Source organism: Alteromonas sp. AMM-1, from assembly GCF_047290655.1.
Lineage (GTDB): Bacteria > Pseudomonadota > Gammaproteobacteria > Enterobacterales > Alteromonadaceae > Alteromonas > Alteromonas mangrovi.
In genome coordinates, this window is record NZ_JBLBUE010000030.1 from 1 (window position 1) to 17,865 (window position 17,865).

Genomic DNA, 17,865 nt, shown 5'->3' on the forward strand with positions numbered 1-17,865 from the left:
AACTGGTATATGGTCAGGTGGTACAAATGCCTGAAGCTCCCAATATTGCCCGTGAAATCGTGCTGGGCACCGGTATGAATGTACACACCGACGCCTATAGCGTATCACGCGCTTGTGCAACCAGCTTCCAGTCTACGGTGAATATCGCAGAATCTATGATGGCTGGCACAGTGGAAGTGGGGGTGGCCGGTGGTGCTGATTCAACCTCTGTATCACCTATTGGTGTATCGAAGAAATTAGCCCGTGCACTGGTTGACCTGCAAAAAACCAAAACCCTGGGCCAAAAATGGGCCGTACTTAAGCATCTCGGCTTTAAGGATTTACTGCCAGTACCGCCGGCGGTTGCTGAATATTCAACGGGTTTATCTATGGGACAAACTGCTGAGCAGATGGCGAAAACCCATGGTATTTCTCGCGAAGCACAGGATGAACTGGCGCACCGCTCGCATACGCTTGCAGCGCAAAGCTGGAAAGAAGGCAAACTGGCTGGTGAAGTAATGACTGCCTATGCCGAACCGTTTAAAGGTGCGCTGGAGCAAGACAACAATATTCGCTTCGATTCAAAGCTGGAAGGCTATGCAAAATTACGTCCGGTATTCGACCGCAAATACGGTTCAGTAACTGCGGCCAACGCAACGCCATTAACTGATGGTGCATCAGCAGTACTGATGATGACCGAGAGCAAAGCGAAAGCATTGGGCTACACACCACTTGGTTATATTAAGAGTTATGCATTTGCGGCAATTGATGTATGGGAAGATATGCTGATGGGCCCGTCTTACGCATCTCCCATTGCATTAGAGCGTGCAGGCATGACACTAAACGATTTGACGCTGATTGAAATGCATGAAGCCTTCGCTGCTCAGACTTTGGCAAACGTTAAAATGTTTGCCAGCGATAAGTTTGCTCAGGAAAAACTGGGTCGCAGCAAAGCTACCGGTGAAATCGATATGGACAAATTCAACGTGATGGGAAGTTCACTTGCATATGGTCATCCCTTTGCCGCAACAGGTACGCGTATGATCACGCAGATGCTGAATGAATTGAACCGCCGTGGCGGTGGTACCGGTTTGATCACTGCCTGTGCGGCAGGTGGTTTAGGCGCAGCTATGATTTTGGAGACAGCGTAATGACTGAACAAGCAGCAAACAGCGCATTTACTTTAAGCCGCCAGGACAACGGCATTGCCGTACTCACCATGGATGTACCGGGTGAGTCAATGAATACCCTGAAACAGGCGTTTGGCGATGACATCACCAAAATCCTGGATGAAATTGAAGCTGATAGCAACATTAAAGGCGTGGTGCTGATCAGTGGTAAACCCAGCTCTTTCGTCGCCGGTGCTGACATTACTATGCTGGACGCCTGTAAAACGGCGGAAGAGGCACAGGCATTAGCCAAAGGTGGTCAGGACATTTTTGACCGCATCGAAAAAATGCGTGCCACCTTTGTGGCGGCTATTCACGGCCCTGCACTGGGCGGTGGATTAGAGCTGGCATTAGCGTGCCACTACCGCGTTTGTACCGATGCCCCTGCGACGCAACTGGGTGTGCCTGAAGTACAGCTGGGTTTATTACCAGGCAGTGGCGGAACACAGCGTTTACCTCGATTAATCGGTATTCAACAAGCCATTAAAATGATGCTCACCGGTGGTGCGGTACGTCCAAAGCAGGCTAAAAAATACGGCCTGGTTGATGAAGTTGTGCCGCATTCAGTGCTATTGGACGTAGCGGGTATCTTTGCTGCTAAAGGCAAACCAAACCGTGAAATGCCGCAAAAAGGGCTGGTTAATAAATTCCTTGAAGGCACGGGCCCGGGTCGCAATATTCTGTTTAACAAAGCGGCGCAACAAACCCAGTCAAAAACACGCGGAAATTACCCAGCGCCACAGCAAATTCTTGATGTGGTGGCATTAGGTCTGAGCAAAGGCATGCGAGCTGGTTTAGAGGCTGAAGCAAAAGCGTTTGGCCAACTGGTGATGACACCTGAATCAAAACAGCTTCGTCAGATATTCTTTGCTACAACTGCCATGAAGAAAGAATCTGGTGTGGCGAATGTTGCCCCGGAAAAAGTGGCTAAAGTCGGCGTGTTGGGCGGTGGTCTGATGGGTGGGGGTATTGCGTTTGTTACGGCGACCAAAGCGAAAGTGCCAGTGCGTATTAAAGATATCCAGCCAATTGGTATCGCCAATGCCATGAAATACAGCTACGACCTGCTGGTTAAAAAAGTGCAGCGTAAATTTATGCTGAAGTCGGAAATGCAGAAGCAAATGTCACTGTTAACCGGCACATTGGATTACGCCGGTATGCAAGATGTAGACATTGTGGTTGAGGCAGTATTTGAAGACGTGAAACTGAAGCAGCAGATGGTTGCTGACGTGGAAAACAATTGCAAAGAAAGTACGATTTTTGCGTCGAATACCTCGTCTATTCCAATTGGACAAATTGCTGAAGGGGCGCAGCGTCCTGAAAATATCATTGGTCTGCATTACTTCTCTCCAGTAGATAAAATGCCACTGGCGGAAGTGATCGCGCATGAAAAGACGTCTGATCAAACTATTTCAACTACCGTTGAATTTGCCAAGAAACAAGGGAAGACGCCAGTAGTAGTAAAAGACGGAGCGGGCTTCTACGTGAACCGTATTCTCGCGCCCTATATGAACGAAGCGGCGAACCTGATCCTTGCCGGTGAACCTATCGACCATATCGATAAAGCGCTGCTTAACTTTGGTTTCCCGGTAGGCCCCGTGAAGCTGCTGGATGAAGTGGGAATCGATGTGGGTACCAAAATTATCCCCATTCTGGTTGACGCCTTTGGTGAGCGTTTTACCGCCCCAGGCGCTTTCGACAAAGTGTTGGCAGATGATCGCAAGGGTAAGAAAAACAAACGCGGTTTTTACCTGTATGAAGGCAAAAAGCCAGGTAAAGAAGTGGACGACAGTTTGTACACTTTATTGGGTATTCAGCCGAACAAGAGCCGCAGTGAATCTGAAATATCTGAACGCTGCGTACTGATGATGTTAAATGAAGCCGCACGCTGTTTAGACGAAGGTGTGATCCGCAATCCTCGTGATGGGGATATAGGCGCAATTTTTGGTATTGGCTTCCCACCATTCCTGGGCGGACCTTTCAGGTATATGGATCAGCTTGGCATTAAAAAGGTAGTAGAGCGCTTGAATTACTACGCTGAAAAGCTTGATAAGAAGTATCAACCTGCGCCAGTCCTAGAGGAAATGGTAAAGGAAAATAGAAGATTCTATTAATTTATTGTTAACAAGTTGTATAAAACCGGGCATTGCCCGGTTTTTTTCATTATAACGAATAAAAATGCTGGTTTTGTGTGTGCGATCGTATATTATTCGCGCGTTTTCTGAGTATCGGTTTTTCAGTTTTCTTTGAGCGAGGTGTCAAAATGTTGACGATTATTTTGGTATCGGTTTTGTCAGGCGTATTTTTTTACGTTGAGTCTCTGAAAGCAGGGTTAGCTGCAAAGCGTTGGGCGGCAGCCGGATGCGTATTAGGCCCGTTATTATTGCCTATGTTTACCATTTCGCGCCATGTCAGAATGCGCCGTGATACAGGCTTTAATAACGTTGTGTTACGCGCTTAGCGCTGAATGTCGGACATAAAAAAAGGAGCATCAAGCTCCCTTTTTGTACGCGAAATCTTGTAGATTAAAGACGAACACCGTTAGTCTTTGGGCGAAACTGCTGAGTCTCTGTTGCAACTTCTTTTTTCTGTACAGGTGCTTTTTGAGCGCCTTCTTGCTTTTGGTCTGCGACAGGTGCTGTAGTAGAAAGAACTAGCGCGACTGCATAAGCTTTCAACATTTTTCATTCCTCATTATTATAAACAAACAAAACAAACAAAACTGACTGACATTGTTTCTGTCGTCACAATGTCTATAGCTAACATTGTGCCAACTTTATAATTCCTTTTATAACAACAAGTTGGAGCATTAATGTGAGCGGCGTCAAAAATCCGTTGCCGGAAATTATTGCCGTTCTATGCATTTATCTGCCGCTTGCGGAAAAACTTGAGGCAATGGTGTCAAAAGTTTGCGTTTCTTTACCTTTCTATTGCAAATAGCGTTATAAAAATGTGTTGTTTGTTTTTTTACTGGCATGAAAAGTACATAGAAATAAATACATTAGCCAATATATATTGAGTAAAACTAATGTTTTCGATGTTACAGGGTAAAAGTGATACGTATGCCAGTGTGGCTCATGAACCCTGTTAAAACGTATTTAGCAAGAGATTGAGGAAATTTACGCACCACGCGCGCTTGAGAGCGGATATTAGCGAGATGAGTAATATCATCAGGGTGAAGCTGAACACGACACTGGCAGCCCGTTCAAAGAGCTGCTAGGCGTCAGGTGAGACTTTATTAATGATTTTGTGAAGCAGGCTGTTTTCTCTGAGCAGCTTTTCAAACCGCTCTGCATTTAACGGTTTGCTATACAGGAAGCCTTGGATCATTTCGCAGTCGTAACGACGCAGAATGTTCAACTGCTCTTCATATTCCACGCCTTCAGCCACTACTTTCAGGCCCAAATTATGGGCGATATTGATAATGGCTGCTGCCATATGGCGGTCTACGCTGCTGTTTGCGATATCGTCGATAAATGCTTTGTCTATCTTTAACGTATTCAGCGGAAATTGTTTTAAATACGCCAGCGAAGAATATCCGGTACCAAAATCATCCAGTGCCAAATGAATGCCGCGATCGCGAAGGCGCTGCATCATTCGCAAGCCTTCATCGGGATTTTCCATTAGCGTGCCTTCGGTAATTTCACACTCAAGATGAAGAGGAGATAAACCAACCTGACGCAAAATGTTCTCAATCCGATCATCCAGGTCGGGCAATTCAAATTGCTTTGCTGAAATGTTTACCGCAACCCGGCCACTGAACAAGCCTTCACTTACCCAACGCTTGGTGTCGAGACAGGCTTTTCTTAACACCTGCTCACCAATCTCAATGATTTGTCCGGTTTGCTCTGCCAATGGAATAAATTGTCCAGGGCTTACAATGCCTTTATGAGGATGCTCAAAGCGCACCAGTGCTTCCATACTCACCAGTCTGCCGGTGGTAATGTCTACTTTGGGCTGGTAGTAAACAGTAAATAAATCGTCTTTGATACCCTGTCGGATCAGGTTCTCAATTTGTAGCTGACGTACAGCGTTTTGGTTCATTTCACCACTGAAGAACTGGTAACTGTTGCCGCCGTTGTTTTTAGCGAAATACATGGCAGTATCGGCATTTTTAAGTAGCTCCTGGGGCGACGAACCATCCTCTGGGAACAACGCAATTCCAATACTGGACCCCAGCACAAATTCCTGTTTGTTGATAATAAATGGTCGTGCGAGAGTATTGAGCACATTCTGGGCAAAATGGGTAATACTGTGAATGTCTGACACGTCTTCCATTAATACACTGAACTCATCACCACCTAACCGATAGCAGGTCGAGTTGGCGTCGGTGATTCGCTGAATGCGTTTGGCAATTTGCTTGATCAGAATGTCACCGGTTTGATGACCCAGAGAATCATTGATTTTCTTAAAATTATCCATGTCCAGGCAGAGTAGGGCATGATGTGAACCTTTGCGCACCAGATTACTATGGCTGGCCTGGAAGAATGAGCGGTTGGGCAATTCGGTTAACGGATCTGAGTTTGCCAGTTTCAGCAGTTCTTTCTCGGTATTTTTGCGCGACGTAATGTCTGAGAATACGCCCACAAAGTGCGAAATGCGGCCATCGTCGTCGTGCACGGCATCAATATTCAATTCAATTTCATAGCGCTCACCGTTAACCCGGCTACTTTCTACTTCACCGCTCCAGTTGCCACGCGCTTTCAAGGTTTTTTTAATTTCTTCCGTAAAGGCCTCTGGGTATTGATGGAAATACAAATAACTCGCCAGTGCTTGCTCACGGGTTTCACCGGTGTAGGTGCAATAAGCATTGTTTACTGAGATAAAACGGAATTTGGTGTCGGTAATGAACACGCCTTCGGAAATGTTTTCGATTGACCGTTTAAACAGATTTAACTGTTCTTCCGCGTCTTTTAAATGCTGAATGTTTTTCAGTGTCCCTGTCATCCGCACAGGCTGGTTATTGTGGTCACGCTGAACGACTTTACCGCGGTCAAGGATCCAAACCCACTGATTGGTGAATGTGCGAGCGCGGTAAGCGAGTTCGAAAAATTCGGTTTTTCCGTCGAGATGCGCTTTTAACGCATCCTGTACGCGGCGTAAATCGTGCGGATGTATGTTGGCATCGTATGCACTGTTGGTACGGATATCGTCTTGTGGGAAGTCCAGTGTGCCCCAGGTATTAGAACGGTATACCTGACCACGGAATACATCCCAGTCCCATAGTTCATCGCCGCTACTCCACAACGTGAGTTTTAATCGTTCCTCTGATTCCGATATCGCAATACGTTGAGAGCGTCTTACGTGATATTGACGTACCACGTAAAGGGCCATTAGCGCAGCAAAGAAACCATAGAATACCAGGGCAGCAGGGTGCAGCCAGGGCGGGGGAGAGATAGTTATGTTCAGTGTACGAGAAGGTGACCATGCCTTGCCATCCTCGAGTGCTTGAACTTCGAAGGTATAGTCTCCAAAAGAAACATTGTTGTAAAACGCTTGACGGTCAGTTCCAGCTTCTGTCCAATTTAAATCAAGCCCAACTAGTCGGTAGCGATACTGTATAGCAAACGGAGACGTCGCATTGATAACACCAAAACTAAAGCTAAATCTTGCATCTTGATAACCCAGTGTTAGCGCCTGCTTCAAATAAATCGGTTTATCAAGTAACGTGTTGTCAGTAGAAAAAACCTGCTCTTTTCCAAACACCTTTAAGGAAAACAATTGTGGACTTTTTGATGGAACATCACTGTTCTTTTTAAATGTCATTAGCTCTGGATAGAAGTAATGAAATCCTTTGTCACCACCAAAAACTAAAGCATTGTCCTGAGTGGTTGATACTACTCCTTCTGAATAGCTATTGTATTCTAATTGCTCCTGAGAAAAGCTGACGCCAGTTTCCAAGGAAGGTAAAAGCAATTGTTGTATCGATGAATCGGTAGATATCCAAATGGAATCTTTAAATCCTGTAGCTGCCAATATTACATTGGAGTGAATATCCAATGCTTTTTTATCAATCAATTTTAAGGTTTGCTTATCAAGTTGGTAAATACCTGATGATTGAGTCGTGAGCCAATAATAGTTTCCCCATTCGTAAACTGACTTCACTAGTGAAGACGAATTGTCGCTTGTTAACTTAAGGTTTATCGACGAAACTACTTTATCTTGAAGTGGACTATAGATTTCAATTTTTCCAATAGTACTCAGCCAAAGATTCCCATCCTTGTCATCGAATATAGGGGAGTAAATCGTATTTTTGAAAGCATTCTGATGATGTACAACTTTGTATTCAGATTTGGTTCCCAACGCGTTTTGTAGCCTTTCGGATTGCTTAATAGATATTAATCCTTGGCTTTGAGTCCAGGCCCAGACAGTTCCATCAAAATAATACAAATAGTCAACAATTTCGCCGCTCAGGAATTCGCTTATTTTTATTAATTTACCATCAGTAAACGAATAAAGTTGTATACCTTGTGACGTCGCAAGCCAAATCTTATCCTGAGCATCCACAATTAAATCCCAGAATTGATTTTGTTGGCTTTTCAGGTAGTAATCGAGAGTACTTCTGTTTATGTCAAATCGACCAACGCCATAACTTTGCGTCGCGATCCAAAGATATTCTTTTGAGTCTTCTTCCACTGCCCAAATTCGTTTTGAACCGCCAGCCTCATCTGAAGTTTTATGGGAATACAGCCTCATAGCATTATTGGATGGATTATATCTATGCTGATAAAGCCCTTCATAAGTGGCTAACCAGATGGAATGTGTAGAGTCTATGAATATTTCTCTGACAAACTGATTTTTAAGGTTTGTAAAGTTTTTCTTATCTTCTCCAAAAACAATAAGCGAGTCCTTAACACCGTTGTAGACACCTAAACCTGCTTCAGTACCAATCCACACAACACTTTCTTCAATTTCTCTGACAGTTCTTATGGTTTGATTGACCAAATTGGGGTAAGTAGTCTCGTCAATTAATTTAACGATACTTCCCTGATTGTTAATGACAATCACACCCTTATTACTTGCAAGCCAGTATTCACCGCCAATAACTTGTATATCAAATACAGAGTCAACTTCCAGATTAATTCCCCAAGGGTTCACAGTCATGAGTGAATATAATTGTCGGCGAGTCTTGTCATAAATATAAGCACCCGAACCGTAGGTTCCAATCCATATACGCGTAGGTTCATTGCGAATAACTTCAATGTCATCTGGAAAATCGATACGTTCGTCTAACAATTCTAATTGGTGATTTTGGGCGTTAATAATGTACAGGTTGGACGTATCGGCAACCAGGATATTGCCTTTGGAGTCTTCACTGATTGACCAGATGTCGTTGTTACGAATAAGCGAATTATCGGTATTGTAAACCCTAAAGCTATCCGTTTCAGGCTGGTATTTTGCAAGTCCGGTATAAGTACCAATCCACAAATCTTTATTTGAGGAAACGTACATGGTTCGGGTGAATCCGGGGGGGATGGAATCCGGTTTTTTAGGTGAGTGTTGGTAGTGCTTAAACTCATAGCCATCGAAGCGGAACAGACCGTCAACTGAGCCCACCCAAATATAGCCAAACTGATCCTCGGCAATTGATGTAATGGTGCCTTCAGACACACCATCTTCCCGCGTGAATTCACTAAAGCGGATGTCGTTAATCGCCGCATTAGCACTGGCTAAACGGGCAATAAAAATTATCACTGTGACTAAAAACAGTGCTAACGTCGTTCTATGGGTTGAGCGCACCATACACCTTTGGCAATGAATGCCTTATCTTTCTTTTAATTTGAATTGGTTAGCGTCCGTTCTAGCCAAGCACCAATATGCCGAATTACAAGGCGCTCTACAAGGTTTTTTTTGAATAGCAAAACAGGGTGAATAAAACTTCAGCAAACACGGCTGAATTTGAGTATTCAGCCGTGTTTGCCTCACTATAAATAGAACTCTACGCGGGATTTAAAGTCGGCAATGTGCGTGATGGTGTCTTGTTCTTCGCTTTGTAAAGGGGGGAATTTTCCGGCAGAAAACAGCACAAGCTCGCCAAAGGTCTGGTTGAGATTCATATTGGTGGCATAACCAATGATATCGTCAAAACTCATACTTTCAATTGTACTGGCGATAAGCTGATTGCGGTGCAAATTGCTGTCGTTCGAGCCCAGTCCCTGCCAGATGCGCTGTGAGCGCATCGACTGATTAAGATCCACATCCTGTAATTGCTTCAGTAAATTGCGCTGAATATTTGGCCAGTAGCCTTCGTAAAATGCTCGCTCACGAGTTTGTTGCTGAAGAAACTGACTGATATGTGACATGAGTACCTGTGGCCCATGCGTTGGACTCTGGATATAAAATGTTATACCCGGATGCTGATTGTGCGGCACATAACCTGAGCCAACCAGATATCCCAACTGTTTCTCTGTTCGCAAGGTGCTGAAAAAAGATCCGGCCAGCATTTGCTCCAGTACCATACACATCGCCACATTCCAGGTGTCGTTACTGGGTGCCTGAAGATACAAAACAACGGCTGCGTCTTCGTGGTCGCAACTCACTTCGTGCACCATAGTGCGTCCCACTGGCAATTTGGCTATTGCGCGGGGGAGTGGTGATGCTTTCGCTCCAGGACTCATCGCGACAACACTATCAGCAATGCGTTCTGCTGCTTCTTTGCTCCAGTTTCCGTGAATTAGTCCTTCGAGGTGATAATAATCAAACGCGCGATCCTTAACGCGCCTTACATCATCAAACTGACATTGTTCAACAGCGTCCAGCAGCTCAATAGGTGCGTGAGTGTTTCGCTGAATGAGTACACTTAACCGGGAAAATAAGCGGTTAATCGGTTTGTTTAACAGCGTATTTTGCAAGCTTTGGCATTGCAGACTTTTCACCTGAAGAAAAGTCTGAGGGTCGGGCTCAAAGGCGTGAATTGCATTCGTTAGTTTTTGAACCAACTGACCCTGTTGTGCACTGAATCCTCTGGTATGCAGGGTAAATCCACCCTGGTGGCCATATATTCTGTAGTGCAATCCGGCAATTTCCGCCCGGTAGAATTGGCCCTGCAAATAATCATTTAACCCCGCAAGCCAAAGTCGTTTAGCGGCTACCTGGTGAATGTTTTGTGCCAGCGACGGAATGTCGTAAGAAATAAATACGTCACCCTTCGGTACCCGGAAAGTATGGTCCTGACAAAACCAAAAGCTCATGCCTTTTTCTTCTCTGATTTCCTGAGGCATTGCAAATCGGTTATCCAGTGGGCACAGACTGTAGCTATCACCAATGTATGGGTTTTTGGGGGGCATGGATATAGCGTGAACCGCTGCAGGCTTTTTCCAGCGGGCGAGCGAGTCAGAGGAGATCGGCTTAATTGCATAAGCCGCGTCGTAGTGTGCACAACGACGATTAGTAGCAAGTCCTGGCGCAATCACTTTGATACGCAAATTTTCTGGTACAAAATAAGCCAGTGCTCTGTTTAATGATTCACTGGTAAGCGCTTCGTTTTGCGATGCACTGGCAATGGTATCCCAATCAAAATACTGATGTAATTCCGCCAGGTCACAAAGGGTTTGTAGCGGCTTGTGTGAGTCGTCATACTGTCTGGCCAACTGATTGAGTTTGGCTTTTTCCAGTAAACGCCACTCGTCACCTGCGGCCTTTCTAATTAATTCAACCATGTAGAATATGGCCGACACGATATTAAATTGGTTGTCCAGACCGGAGTCAGTGAGTTGCAAATTAATATTAAAGTCTTTGAATCCGACACCTTCAATACCAGAGCCGGCAATCAGGTTAGTCACCCAGCCCCTGGCTTTTAAATAGGCAAATAAACTGCCGGCGCCTTCATCGCCTAACACATGGCTTATAAAATCAAGTGGGCGTGTCGCTATTTCCAAATGCAAAGGAGGCAGAGCAAACGTTACGATCATCCGTTTGGCCGCTTGCAGCGGTGTGATGTGAATTTCGACGCCCAACTGTTCAGGCGTATACAGCACCGGCAGGTTTATTTCTGCAGCTTGCCCGGTTGGTAAAGGGGCAAATGCCTGCGTGAGCCAGGGCGTAATTTGCCCTACGCTGAACGGCGAATGAATCACCAGTGTCATGTTGGCTGCACAGTAGTATGTGTCGTGAAAAGCCTGTAATTTTTCCTGCAATTGCTCCAGGCTAAACTTACCAAACGTTTGCTGATTACCTACAGAAAACTTTGTAAAAGGATGTGCGGGATTAGCGGTTTCTTTGTGGATCTGATAAAGCCGCCGTAAGTCGTCTTTGCGTTTGAACTTAAACTCTGCATCGATAGATTTTATTTCAGACTGAATTTGTTCAGTGTCAAAATTAGGGGCGCCTAACATTGCCGCGAAAGCGGGTAATACACGCGGCAGCGCCTGAGCATGCACCTGAAAGTGATAGTTGGCAAATTCAGTTCCGGTCCATGCGTTGATATTGCCGCCAGCCTGTTCCATTAATTCGTTGATGGCGTTGGGTTGAGGTAGCACAGCGTTACCCATAAACAACATGTGCTCTAACAAATGTGCCAGTCCGGGGCAGTCTTCGGGGTCAAAAAAATGCCCAGCTCTAATGCTCGCTGAAACGCAACAGGATGTTAGTTCCTGCTTGTGGATAATTAACACCCGCAGGCCATTTTCCAACTGAAACGAATAAGTGCTGTCGATGTCCTGTGAAATATTCAATGTAATATCTTCGTTCTGTCTACGTGTTATTGTTTGCAGTTAGCCGGTGGACAGGTTAACAGCAGGCGGATCATCCGTTACACCTTAGTCTAAGAGTTAATAATAGTACTAGGCGAGTCGGCAGACCTTTGCTATCGTTAGTATGTATTCCTCATCATATTAGCAATGTTATGTCAGGTCAAAGCAGCAAAGACGACATTTTTATTTTTATCATGCGCCATGGTGAGGCAGAATCACTGCAAACCGATGATAAAAGTCGTAACCTTACGCTTCGAGGCAAAAACGAAGTTCACATCAGTTCTGATTGGTTGTCTGAATCCTATTGCCAGAACCGTGAATTATCAATGGCTTTGGTCAGTCCTTATACACGCACCCGTCAAACCTATAATGAAGTACTGCAAACATTTCATGCTGCGCAGATGGAGTTAAATAGCGACATTGTGCCGGAAGGTAATGTTTGTGTTGCGCACGATTATATTGATGTACTTGCTCATCAAATGGCGAAAACACATCCCGGTAAACCTTTGTTGGTGGTGAGTCATATGCCGTTTGTATCTTACTTACTCGATGCTCTGTGCGATTCTCACAATATGTCATTGTTTGCCACCGGATCGGTTGCCGTTGTGAAATACCAGCTTAAAACCGGTAAAGGTGTCTTAGTGGGTCACTTTCAGGGGTAGTACTCAACCTAATCTCGTTGCATTCGAGCGCTGAAATTTAGCCGTCAAATCCAACTTTTCGCTTTAGCTTTTTCCGTTGCTACCGATATAAACAGGTAGTAGAGAGGAACAAAGGTATCATTTCAACGCCCAGCGTTGAAAATGCAAAAAAGCGCATGTCTAGTCAGTCTATCCCAGAGCAGCTTCGTCAGTCTTTAGAACGACACTTAGAAGAGTCGGATCTGCAAAATGACGAGGAAATGGCACAAATCATGGCCAGGCTATCCGATTTGTCGGCTAAGGTTGCCGCTGCGAAAGCCAAAGTACTGGCTAAACGAAAGTCAGGGTAAAGGTTGGCTGGCGGTGTAATGGGTCAGCTACCGCTGACCCATACTTAGTTTCGTTGGTCTGGGGCAGATACTGTAGCGGGGCGATAGTACTCAGGTATTACTCTAACCGTTTTTATCATATTCCCATTAATATCAATAATTTCGATTGGATATCCGGCTAGCCGCAGGCTTACATTGCTGTCTGGGATTTCTTCGAGGTATTCCAAAATTAATCCATTCAGCGTTTTGGGGCCTTCAGTAGGAAAATTCCAGCTCAATTCTTTATTGAGTTCCCGAATGTTGGCACTGCCATCGACTAATACACTGCCATCCTGTTGTACCGATACTTCCTTGCTGTAAGCTGGCAGGGTAGTAGTGGTAAAGTCACCGATGATTTCTTCCAGAATGTCTTCAAGGGTAACCAAACCCTGAATGTCGCCGTATTCATCAACTACCAGTGCGATACGCTCTTTTTCTGACTGAAACTGATACATCAGTGTGTGTAACGGAATCGATTCCGGCGCATAGTATATTTCACGAACCGCGCGCAACAGGCTGGCTTTGGAAAACTGGTCCTTCGACAATAATCGCAATGCATCACGTACATGCACAAATCCCACTGCATCATCTATGCTGTCACGGTAAAGCAATACGCGCGTGTGCTGAGACTGGGTGAGTTTTTTCTGAATATCTTTCCAGTCGTCATTAATATCGATAGCGGCGATGTCACTGCGGGGCACCATAATGTCTTCGGCAGTGACATTCTCAAGGTCCAAAATGCTTACCAGCATGTCCTGGTGCTTTTTAGGTATCATTGCGCCGGCTTCGTATACCACTGTACGCAGCTCTTCCCGGCTGAGTGAGTCGCCACCTTCGCCAGAGGGTTTAATGCGCAGCAAGGCTAAAATACCGTTAGTGATCCCGTTAATCGACGCCACTAATGGATACATAACTATTAACATTGGCGATAATATGATGGAGCTGGGGAACGCTACTTTTTCGGGATAGAGTGCAGCCAGTGTTTTTGGGGTTACCTCTGCAAAAATAAGCAGAATAATAGTTAAGCCAATGGTAGTGGCAAATACAGCCCAGTATTCACCGAACCAGCGGGTACAAATGATAGTGGCAATGGCAGAGGCTGCAATATTAACCAGGTTGTTTCCAATGAGAATTAATCCGATGAGTCGGTCTGGACGTTCCAATAACTTGTGGACTCGTTTTGCACCCCGGTGGCCTTCACTTTGTAAGTGTTTAAGCCGATACCGGTTGATCGACATCATCCCGGTTTCAGAACTGGAAAAATAAGCAGATAAAGCAATTAAAATTGCCAGTGCAATTAACAACGCACTGGTTGATATGTCGTCCAACGAGGGATCCCTTTAAGTAGTTTGAAACACCAATGTAGTCAGTCGCTCTGAGCGTTTCAAGTGTTAATTATCAGAGCAGAATTTCTTTTACAAATCGACTGCCAAAGTAGGCCAAGGAAAGCAGCATTACACCAATAATGGTTAATGCGATGACCTGTTTTCCGCGCCATCCCCACAGCTTTTGCCCTGCCAGCAATACAATAAATACCGCCAAACCGGCGATTGATAGCACGGTTTTGTGCACATAACCCTGACTAAACATGTTTTCTAAAAACACAAAACCCGTTACCTGAGCGATAATCAGCAATAAGGTGCCAATCAGGATCAACTTAAACAGAATACCTTCAACCAGCATTAAAGGCGGCAGGGTAGAGTGCAACAGACTGGCACCTTTGTGCTTCAGTTGGTGGGTTATATACGACATCTGAAGTGCATACAAAAAGCCGATAACCAGCGTACCATAGGCGAATAAAGACAACGTAATATGCACTACCAGGCCGGGACGCAACTCAATATGCATAATATGCTCAACCGGTATGAATGCCGATGCAAGCACACTAAATCCGGCAAAGCCGAATACTACGGGTAACAAAATGACGTTGGGGAGCAGTGAATTACTCACCAGCATAGAGAGGGTAATTAACCAGGCAACCAGCGAAAGCACATTGGTTATGCTCATGTTCTGGCCAGCTTGTGCTGCCAGAATTGCATCGCCTAAAAACATACTGTGGCACAGCACTGCAACAGCGGCAATGCTTAACGCTAACATCCTGTTTGGGCCTTGATTGTGAAAAAATCGCCCCGTCATTGACGCCGCTGCTACAAAATACGCAACAACTGCCAGCAAAGCGAACAAGGTAGCCATGTAGTAATTGAAACCTGCAAATAATAATTAACGTGGTATAGATACTGCAGAATAACAGAGAATTCAACCGCATGTCTGCCGGAAAATGATAAATCGTTAATCCACACTACGTTAACCGGTCAATTTTCGGTATACTCCGGGTATTATTCATTGATTGGGTTGATAAACAGAGAATGTTTGAGAATCTCAGCGAAAGGTTAGGGCAGACACTGCGCAATGTCAGTGGACGGGGCCGCTTAACCGAAGACAACATTAAAGAAACCCTGCGCGAAGTCAGAATGGCGTTACTTGAAGCTGACGTTGCGCTACCGGTAGTTAAAGAATTCGTTAATCAGGTAAAGGCGCGTGCAGTAGGCACGGAAGTCACTAAAAGCCTGAAGCCCGGCCAGGTGTTCATCAAGATCGTTCAGTCTGAACTTGAAGCGGTTATGGGTGAAGCCAACGAAAGGCTTAACCTGTCTACTCAACCGCCAGCAGTCGTATTAATGGCAGGTCTACAAGGGGCGGGTAAAACTACCTCGGTAGGTAAACTGGCTAAGTATTTAACTGAGCGTGAAAAGAAAAAAGTCATGGTGGTGAGCGCTGACGTATATCGTCCAGCCGCCATTAAACAGTTGGAAACACTGGCTGAAGATGTTGGTGTGAAATTTTTTCCGTCTACCATTTTACAAAAACCAATCGACATTGTTAACGATGCGATTGAAGCGGCACGCAAGCAGTTCTTTGATGTACTGTTAGTGGATACCGCAGGTCGTTTACATGTCGACAGTGACATGATGGACGAAATTAAAGCGTTACACGCTGCGGTTAAGCCAATTGAAACCCTGTTTGTGGTTGATGCCATGACTGGCCAGGATGCCGCAAATACTGCCAAAGCGTTCAATGAAGCGCTGCCATTAACGGGTGTGATTCTTACAAAAGCAGACGGTGATGCGCGCGGTGGTGCTGCCTTGTCGGTGCGTAAAATTACCGGCAAGCCGATTAAATTTATCGGTATGGGCGAAAAGCTCGATGCGTTAGAGCCGTTTCACCCTGAACGGATTGCCTCCCGGATTCTGGGTATGGGTGACGTACTGAGCCTTATCGAAGAAGTTGAACGCAAAGTAGATAAAGAAAAGGCGCAGAAACTTGCTCAAAAAGTGCAAAAGGGCAAAGGATTCGATTTGCAGGACTTTAAAGAGCAGCTGGAGCAAATGCGTAATATGGGCGGCATGATGGGCATGCTCGACAAGTTGCCTGGCATGGGTGGCATGAGTGCGAAAATTAAGGATCAGGCCAACGACAAACAGTTCGTACAAATGGAAGCTATCATTAATTCGATGACGCCAGCTGAGCGCGAAAAACCCGAAGTTATTAAAGGTTCACGCAAACGCCGTATCGCAGCGGGTTCTGGTACTCAAATTCAGGATGTAAATCGCTTGCTGAAGCAGTTTACTCAAATGCAGAAAATGATGAAGAAAATGTCCGGCGGCGGCATAAAGAAAATGATGCGCCAAATGAAGGGCATGATGCCGCCAGGCGGCGGTCCAGGTGGAATGGGCGGAATGGGTGGCCCAGGCGGTATGTTCCCGCCCAGATAGTCGTCAAAAAAGTCAGGAAAACCGGCGCATTTGCCGGTTTTTTTGTGTGCGGAATTCAGACACATTGTGTTGGTTTCATTGCCGTCGGATTATGTGTTGATGAAAAGCCTGTCAGTTTATTGGTAACAGATACATTGATAATTATCTGCCAGCAGATATATTGATAATTCCATATTGTTTTACCGTGCGACGAACGGAGGCAGTGTTGCGGTTCAAGCAGTTCATCTCAATCGTAGTGGGAACCTGGCTATCAGGTTATGTAATGCCTGTACTAGCGAGTGAGGCCATCGTGTGGGCTAAAAACCCTTCTCCGCCATTTCATATTATGGAAGGCAAATTAAAAGGGTATGGTATTTGTGATGTCATGACGACTAAGCTCGATGCATTGCTGCCGGAACTCAATACCAGTGAAGTAATTTACCCTCACCCCAGAGTGAACAAATATATCAGTCAGTCTGAAAACCTGTGTTTTCCTTGTATGATTAAGCGGGACGATTCTGCTAATTTCTTCTACAGCAACGTAACCATGCAATACCCTGCAGTGGGTGTGATTATTAATAAAGCACTGTTGGATAAGCTCGATTTACAGGAAAACGCACCGGTATCGCTGGCCCGGCTGTTGTCAATGAATACACTGGCGTTTGGCTTGCCCAGTGCACGAAAGTACCCGGATGCACTGCAACAGGAGCTGGATAAATATATTGGACAGTCACATGTTATTGAAATCGGTGGGACAGAAAGTCCCATGCGTGTCTTACGTCAGATTGCCCGCTCACGGCTAGACTACACCATTGATTATCCATCTGCGCTTAAGTATTTTTCCGTTACCGATAATGACCACTCCCTGGTGTTTTTACCCACTACTGAAATGGGAAGCACGCCCGTGGAAGGGGCCATCGGTTGTACCAATAATCCGTGGGGGAGAAATGCAATTGAACACATCAATCGCGTTCTTCCTCAATTGAAAAGCGATCCTGAATACCGGGCCAATCAGGTTTTTTGGCTGAATACTCCCTGAAATAGGGCAAATGTTCGTTTGCCTGGTTACTGTGCTGACTGAAAAATCAGCAAACAGCACCCAAGCCTGTGCTGGTAGGCTTTGTATGTCTTCGCATTGACCTTATTTCATAATACACTGCCATGTTGATTGGATTGAATTGGTTTGCAACGCAGCAAGAACCGCTTTTTTGCAGATCCTTAATTGCCGCAGTCTTTTTACTGATGGGTTCATAATCAGGTGTTGT

12 protein-coding genes are annotated in these 17,865 nt (G+C 45.3%); 7 read left to right on the forward strand and 5 right to left on the reverse strand.

The window, feature by feature from the left end:
- The 3 genes from fadI to ACLR2L_RS07855 form a co-directional block, all read left to right on the forward strand.
- On the forward strand, positions 1 to 1,130 hold a 1,130-nt coding region (gene fadI / locus ACLR2L_RS07845; protein ID WP_413367176.1), incomplete at its 5' end, for an acetyl-CoA C-acyltransferase FadI.
- Positions 1,130 to 3,262, forward strand: a complete 2,133-nt coding sequence (gene fadJ / locus ACLR2L_RS07850; RefSeq protein ID WP_413367178.1) for a fatty acid oxidation complex subunit alpha FadJ — start codon at positions 1,130 to 1,132, stop codon at positions 3,260 to 3,262. The genes fadI and fadJ, both read left to right, overlap by 1 nt.
- Before the next feature lie 149 nt (positions 3,263 to 3,411).
- On the forward strand, positions 3,412 to 3,609 hold the full coding sequence (locus ACLR2L_RS07855; protein WP_140955903.1) for a hypothetical protein: 198 nt from the start codon (positions 3,412 to 3,414) through the stop codon (positions 3,607 to 3,609).
- A gap of 64 nt (positions 3,610 to 3,673) precedes the next feature.
- On the opposite strand, the gene ACLR2L_RS07860 is transcribed toward ACLR2L_RS07855, so the two are convergent.
- From ACLR2L_RS07860 to ACLR2L_RS07870, 3 genes are all read right to left on the reverse strand, one after another.
- Positions 3,674 to 3,829, reverse strand: coding sequence for a hypothetical protein (locus ACLR2L_RS07860; protein ID WP_413367180.1), 156 nt, complete (start codon positions 3,827 to 3,829; stop codon positions 3,674 to 3,676).
- Positions 3,830 to 4,364: 535 nt separating this feature from the next.
- Positions 4,365 to 8,891 (reverse strand): EAL domain-containing protein, encoded by a 4,527-nt coding sequence (locus tag ACLR2L_RS07865; RefSeq protein ID WP_413367182.1) that lies wholly within the window; start codon positions 8,889 to 8,891, stop codon positions 4,365 to 4,367.
- Between the two features lie 182 nt (positions 8,892 to 9,073).
- On the reverse strand, positions 9,074 to 11,821 hold the full coding sequence (locus ACLR2L_RS07870) for an insulinase family protein (RefSeq protein WP_413367184.1): 2,748 nt from the start codon (positions 11,819 to 11,821) through the stop codon (positions 9,074 to 9,076).
- 170 nt (positions 11,822 to 11,991) lie between these two features.
- On the opposite strand from ACLR2L_RS07870, the gene sixA reads away from it, so the two are divergent.
- Both sixA and ACLR2L_RS07880 read left to right on the forward strand, forming a co-directional pair.
- A complete protein-coding gene (gene sixA / locus ACLR2L_RS07875; RefSeq protein WP_413367186.1) occupies positions 11,992 to 12,501 on the forward strand; it encodes a phosphohistidine phosphatase SixA in 510 nt (169 codons plus the stop codon).
- Positions 12,502 to 12,656: 155 nt separating this feature from the next.
- Entirely contained in the window at positions 12,657 to 12,830 is a 174-nt protein-coding gene (locus ACLR2L_RS07880; RefSeq protein ID WP_181405013.1) for a hypothetical protein, read from the forward strand.
- A gap of 44 nt (positions 12,831 to 12,874) precedes the next feature.
- Here the strand turns inward: ACLR2L_RS07880 and ACLR2L_RS07885 are convergent, their stop codons facing one another.
- On the reverse strand, positions 12,875 to 14,176 hold the full coding sequence (locus tag ACLR2L_RS07885; protein ID WP_140955896.1) for an HlyC/CorC family transporter: 1,302 nt from the start codon (positions 14,174 to 14,176) through the stop codon (positions 12,875 to 12,877).
- A gap of 70 nt (positions 14,177 to 14,246) precedes the next feature.
- Complete coding sequence (locus tag ACLR2L_RS07890) at positions 14,247 to 15,041, reverse strand: inner membrane protein YpjD (protein ID WP_413367188.1); 795 nt, start codon at positions 15,039 to 15,041, stop codon at positions 14,247 to 14,249.
- A 173-nt stretch (positions 15,042 to 15,214) separates the two neighbouring features.
- On the opposite strand from ACLR2L_RS07890, the gene ffh reads away from it, so the two are divergent.
- Positions 15,215 to 16,621, forward strand: a complete 1,407-nt coding sequence (ffh, locus tag ACLR2L_RS07895) for a signal recognition particle protein (RefSeq protein WP_140955893.1) — start codon at positions 15,215 to 15,217, stop codon at positions 16,619 to 16,621.
- Positions 16,622 to 16,883: 262 nt separating this feature from the next.
- Positions 16,884 to 17,639, forward strand: a complete 756-nt coding sequence (locus tag ACLR2L_RS07900) for a hypothetical protein (RefSeq protein WP_413367190.1) — start codon at positions 16,884 to 16,886, stop codon at positions 17,637 to 17,639.
- The last annotated feature ends 226 nt before the right edge of the window (positions 17,640 to 17,865 follow it).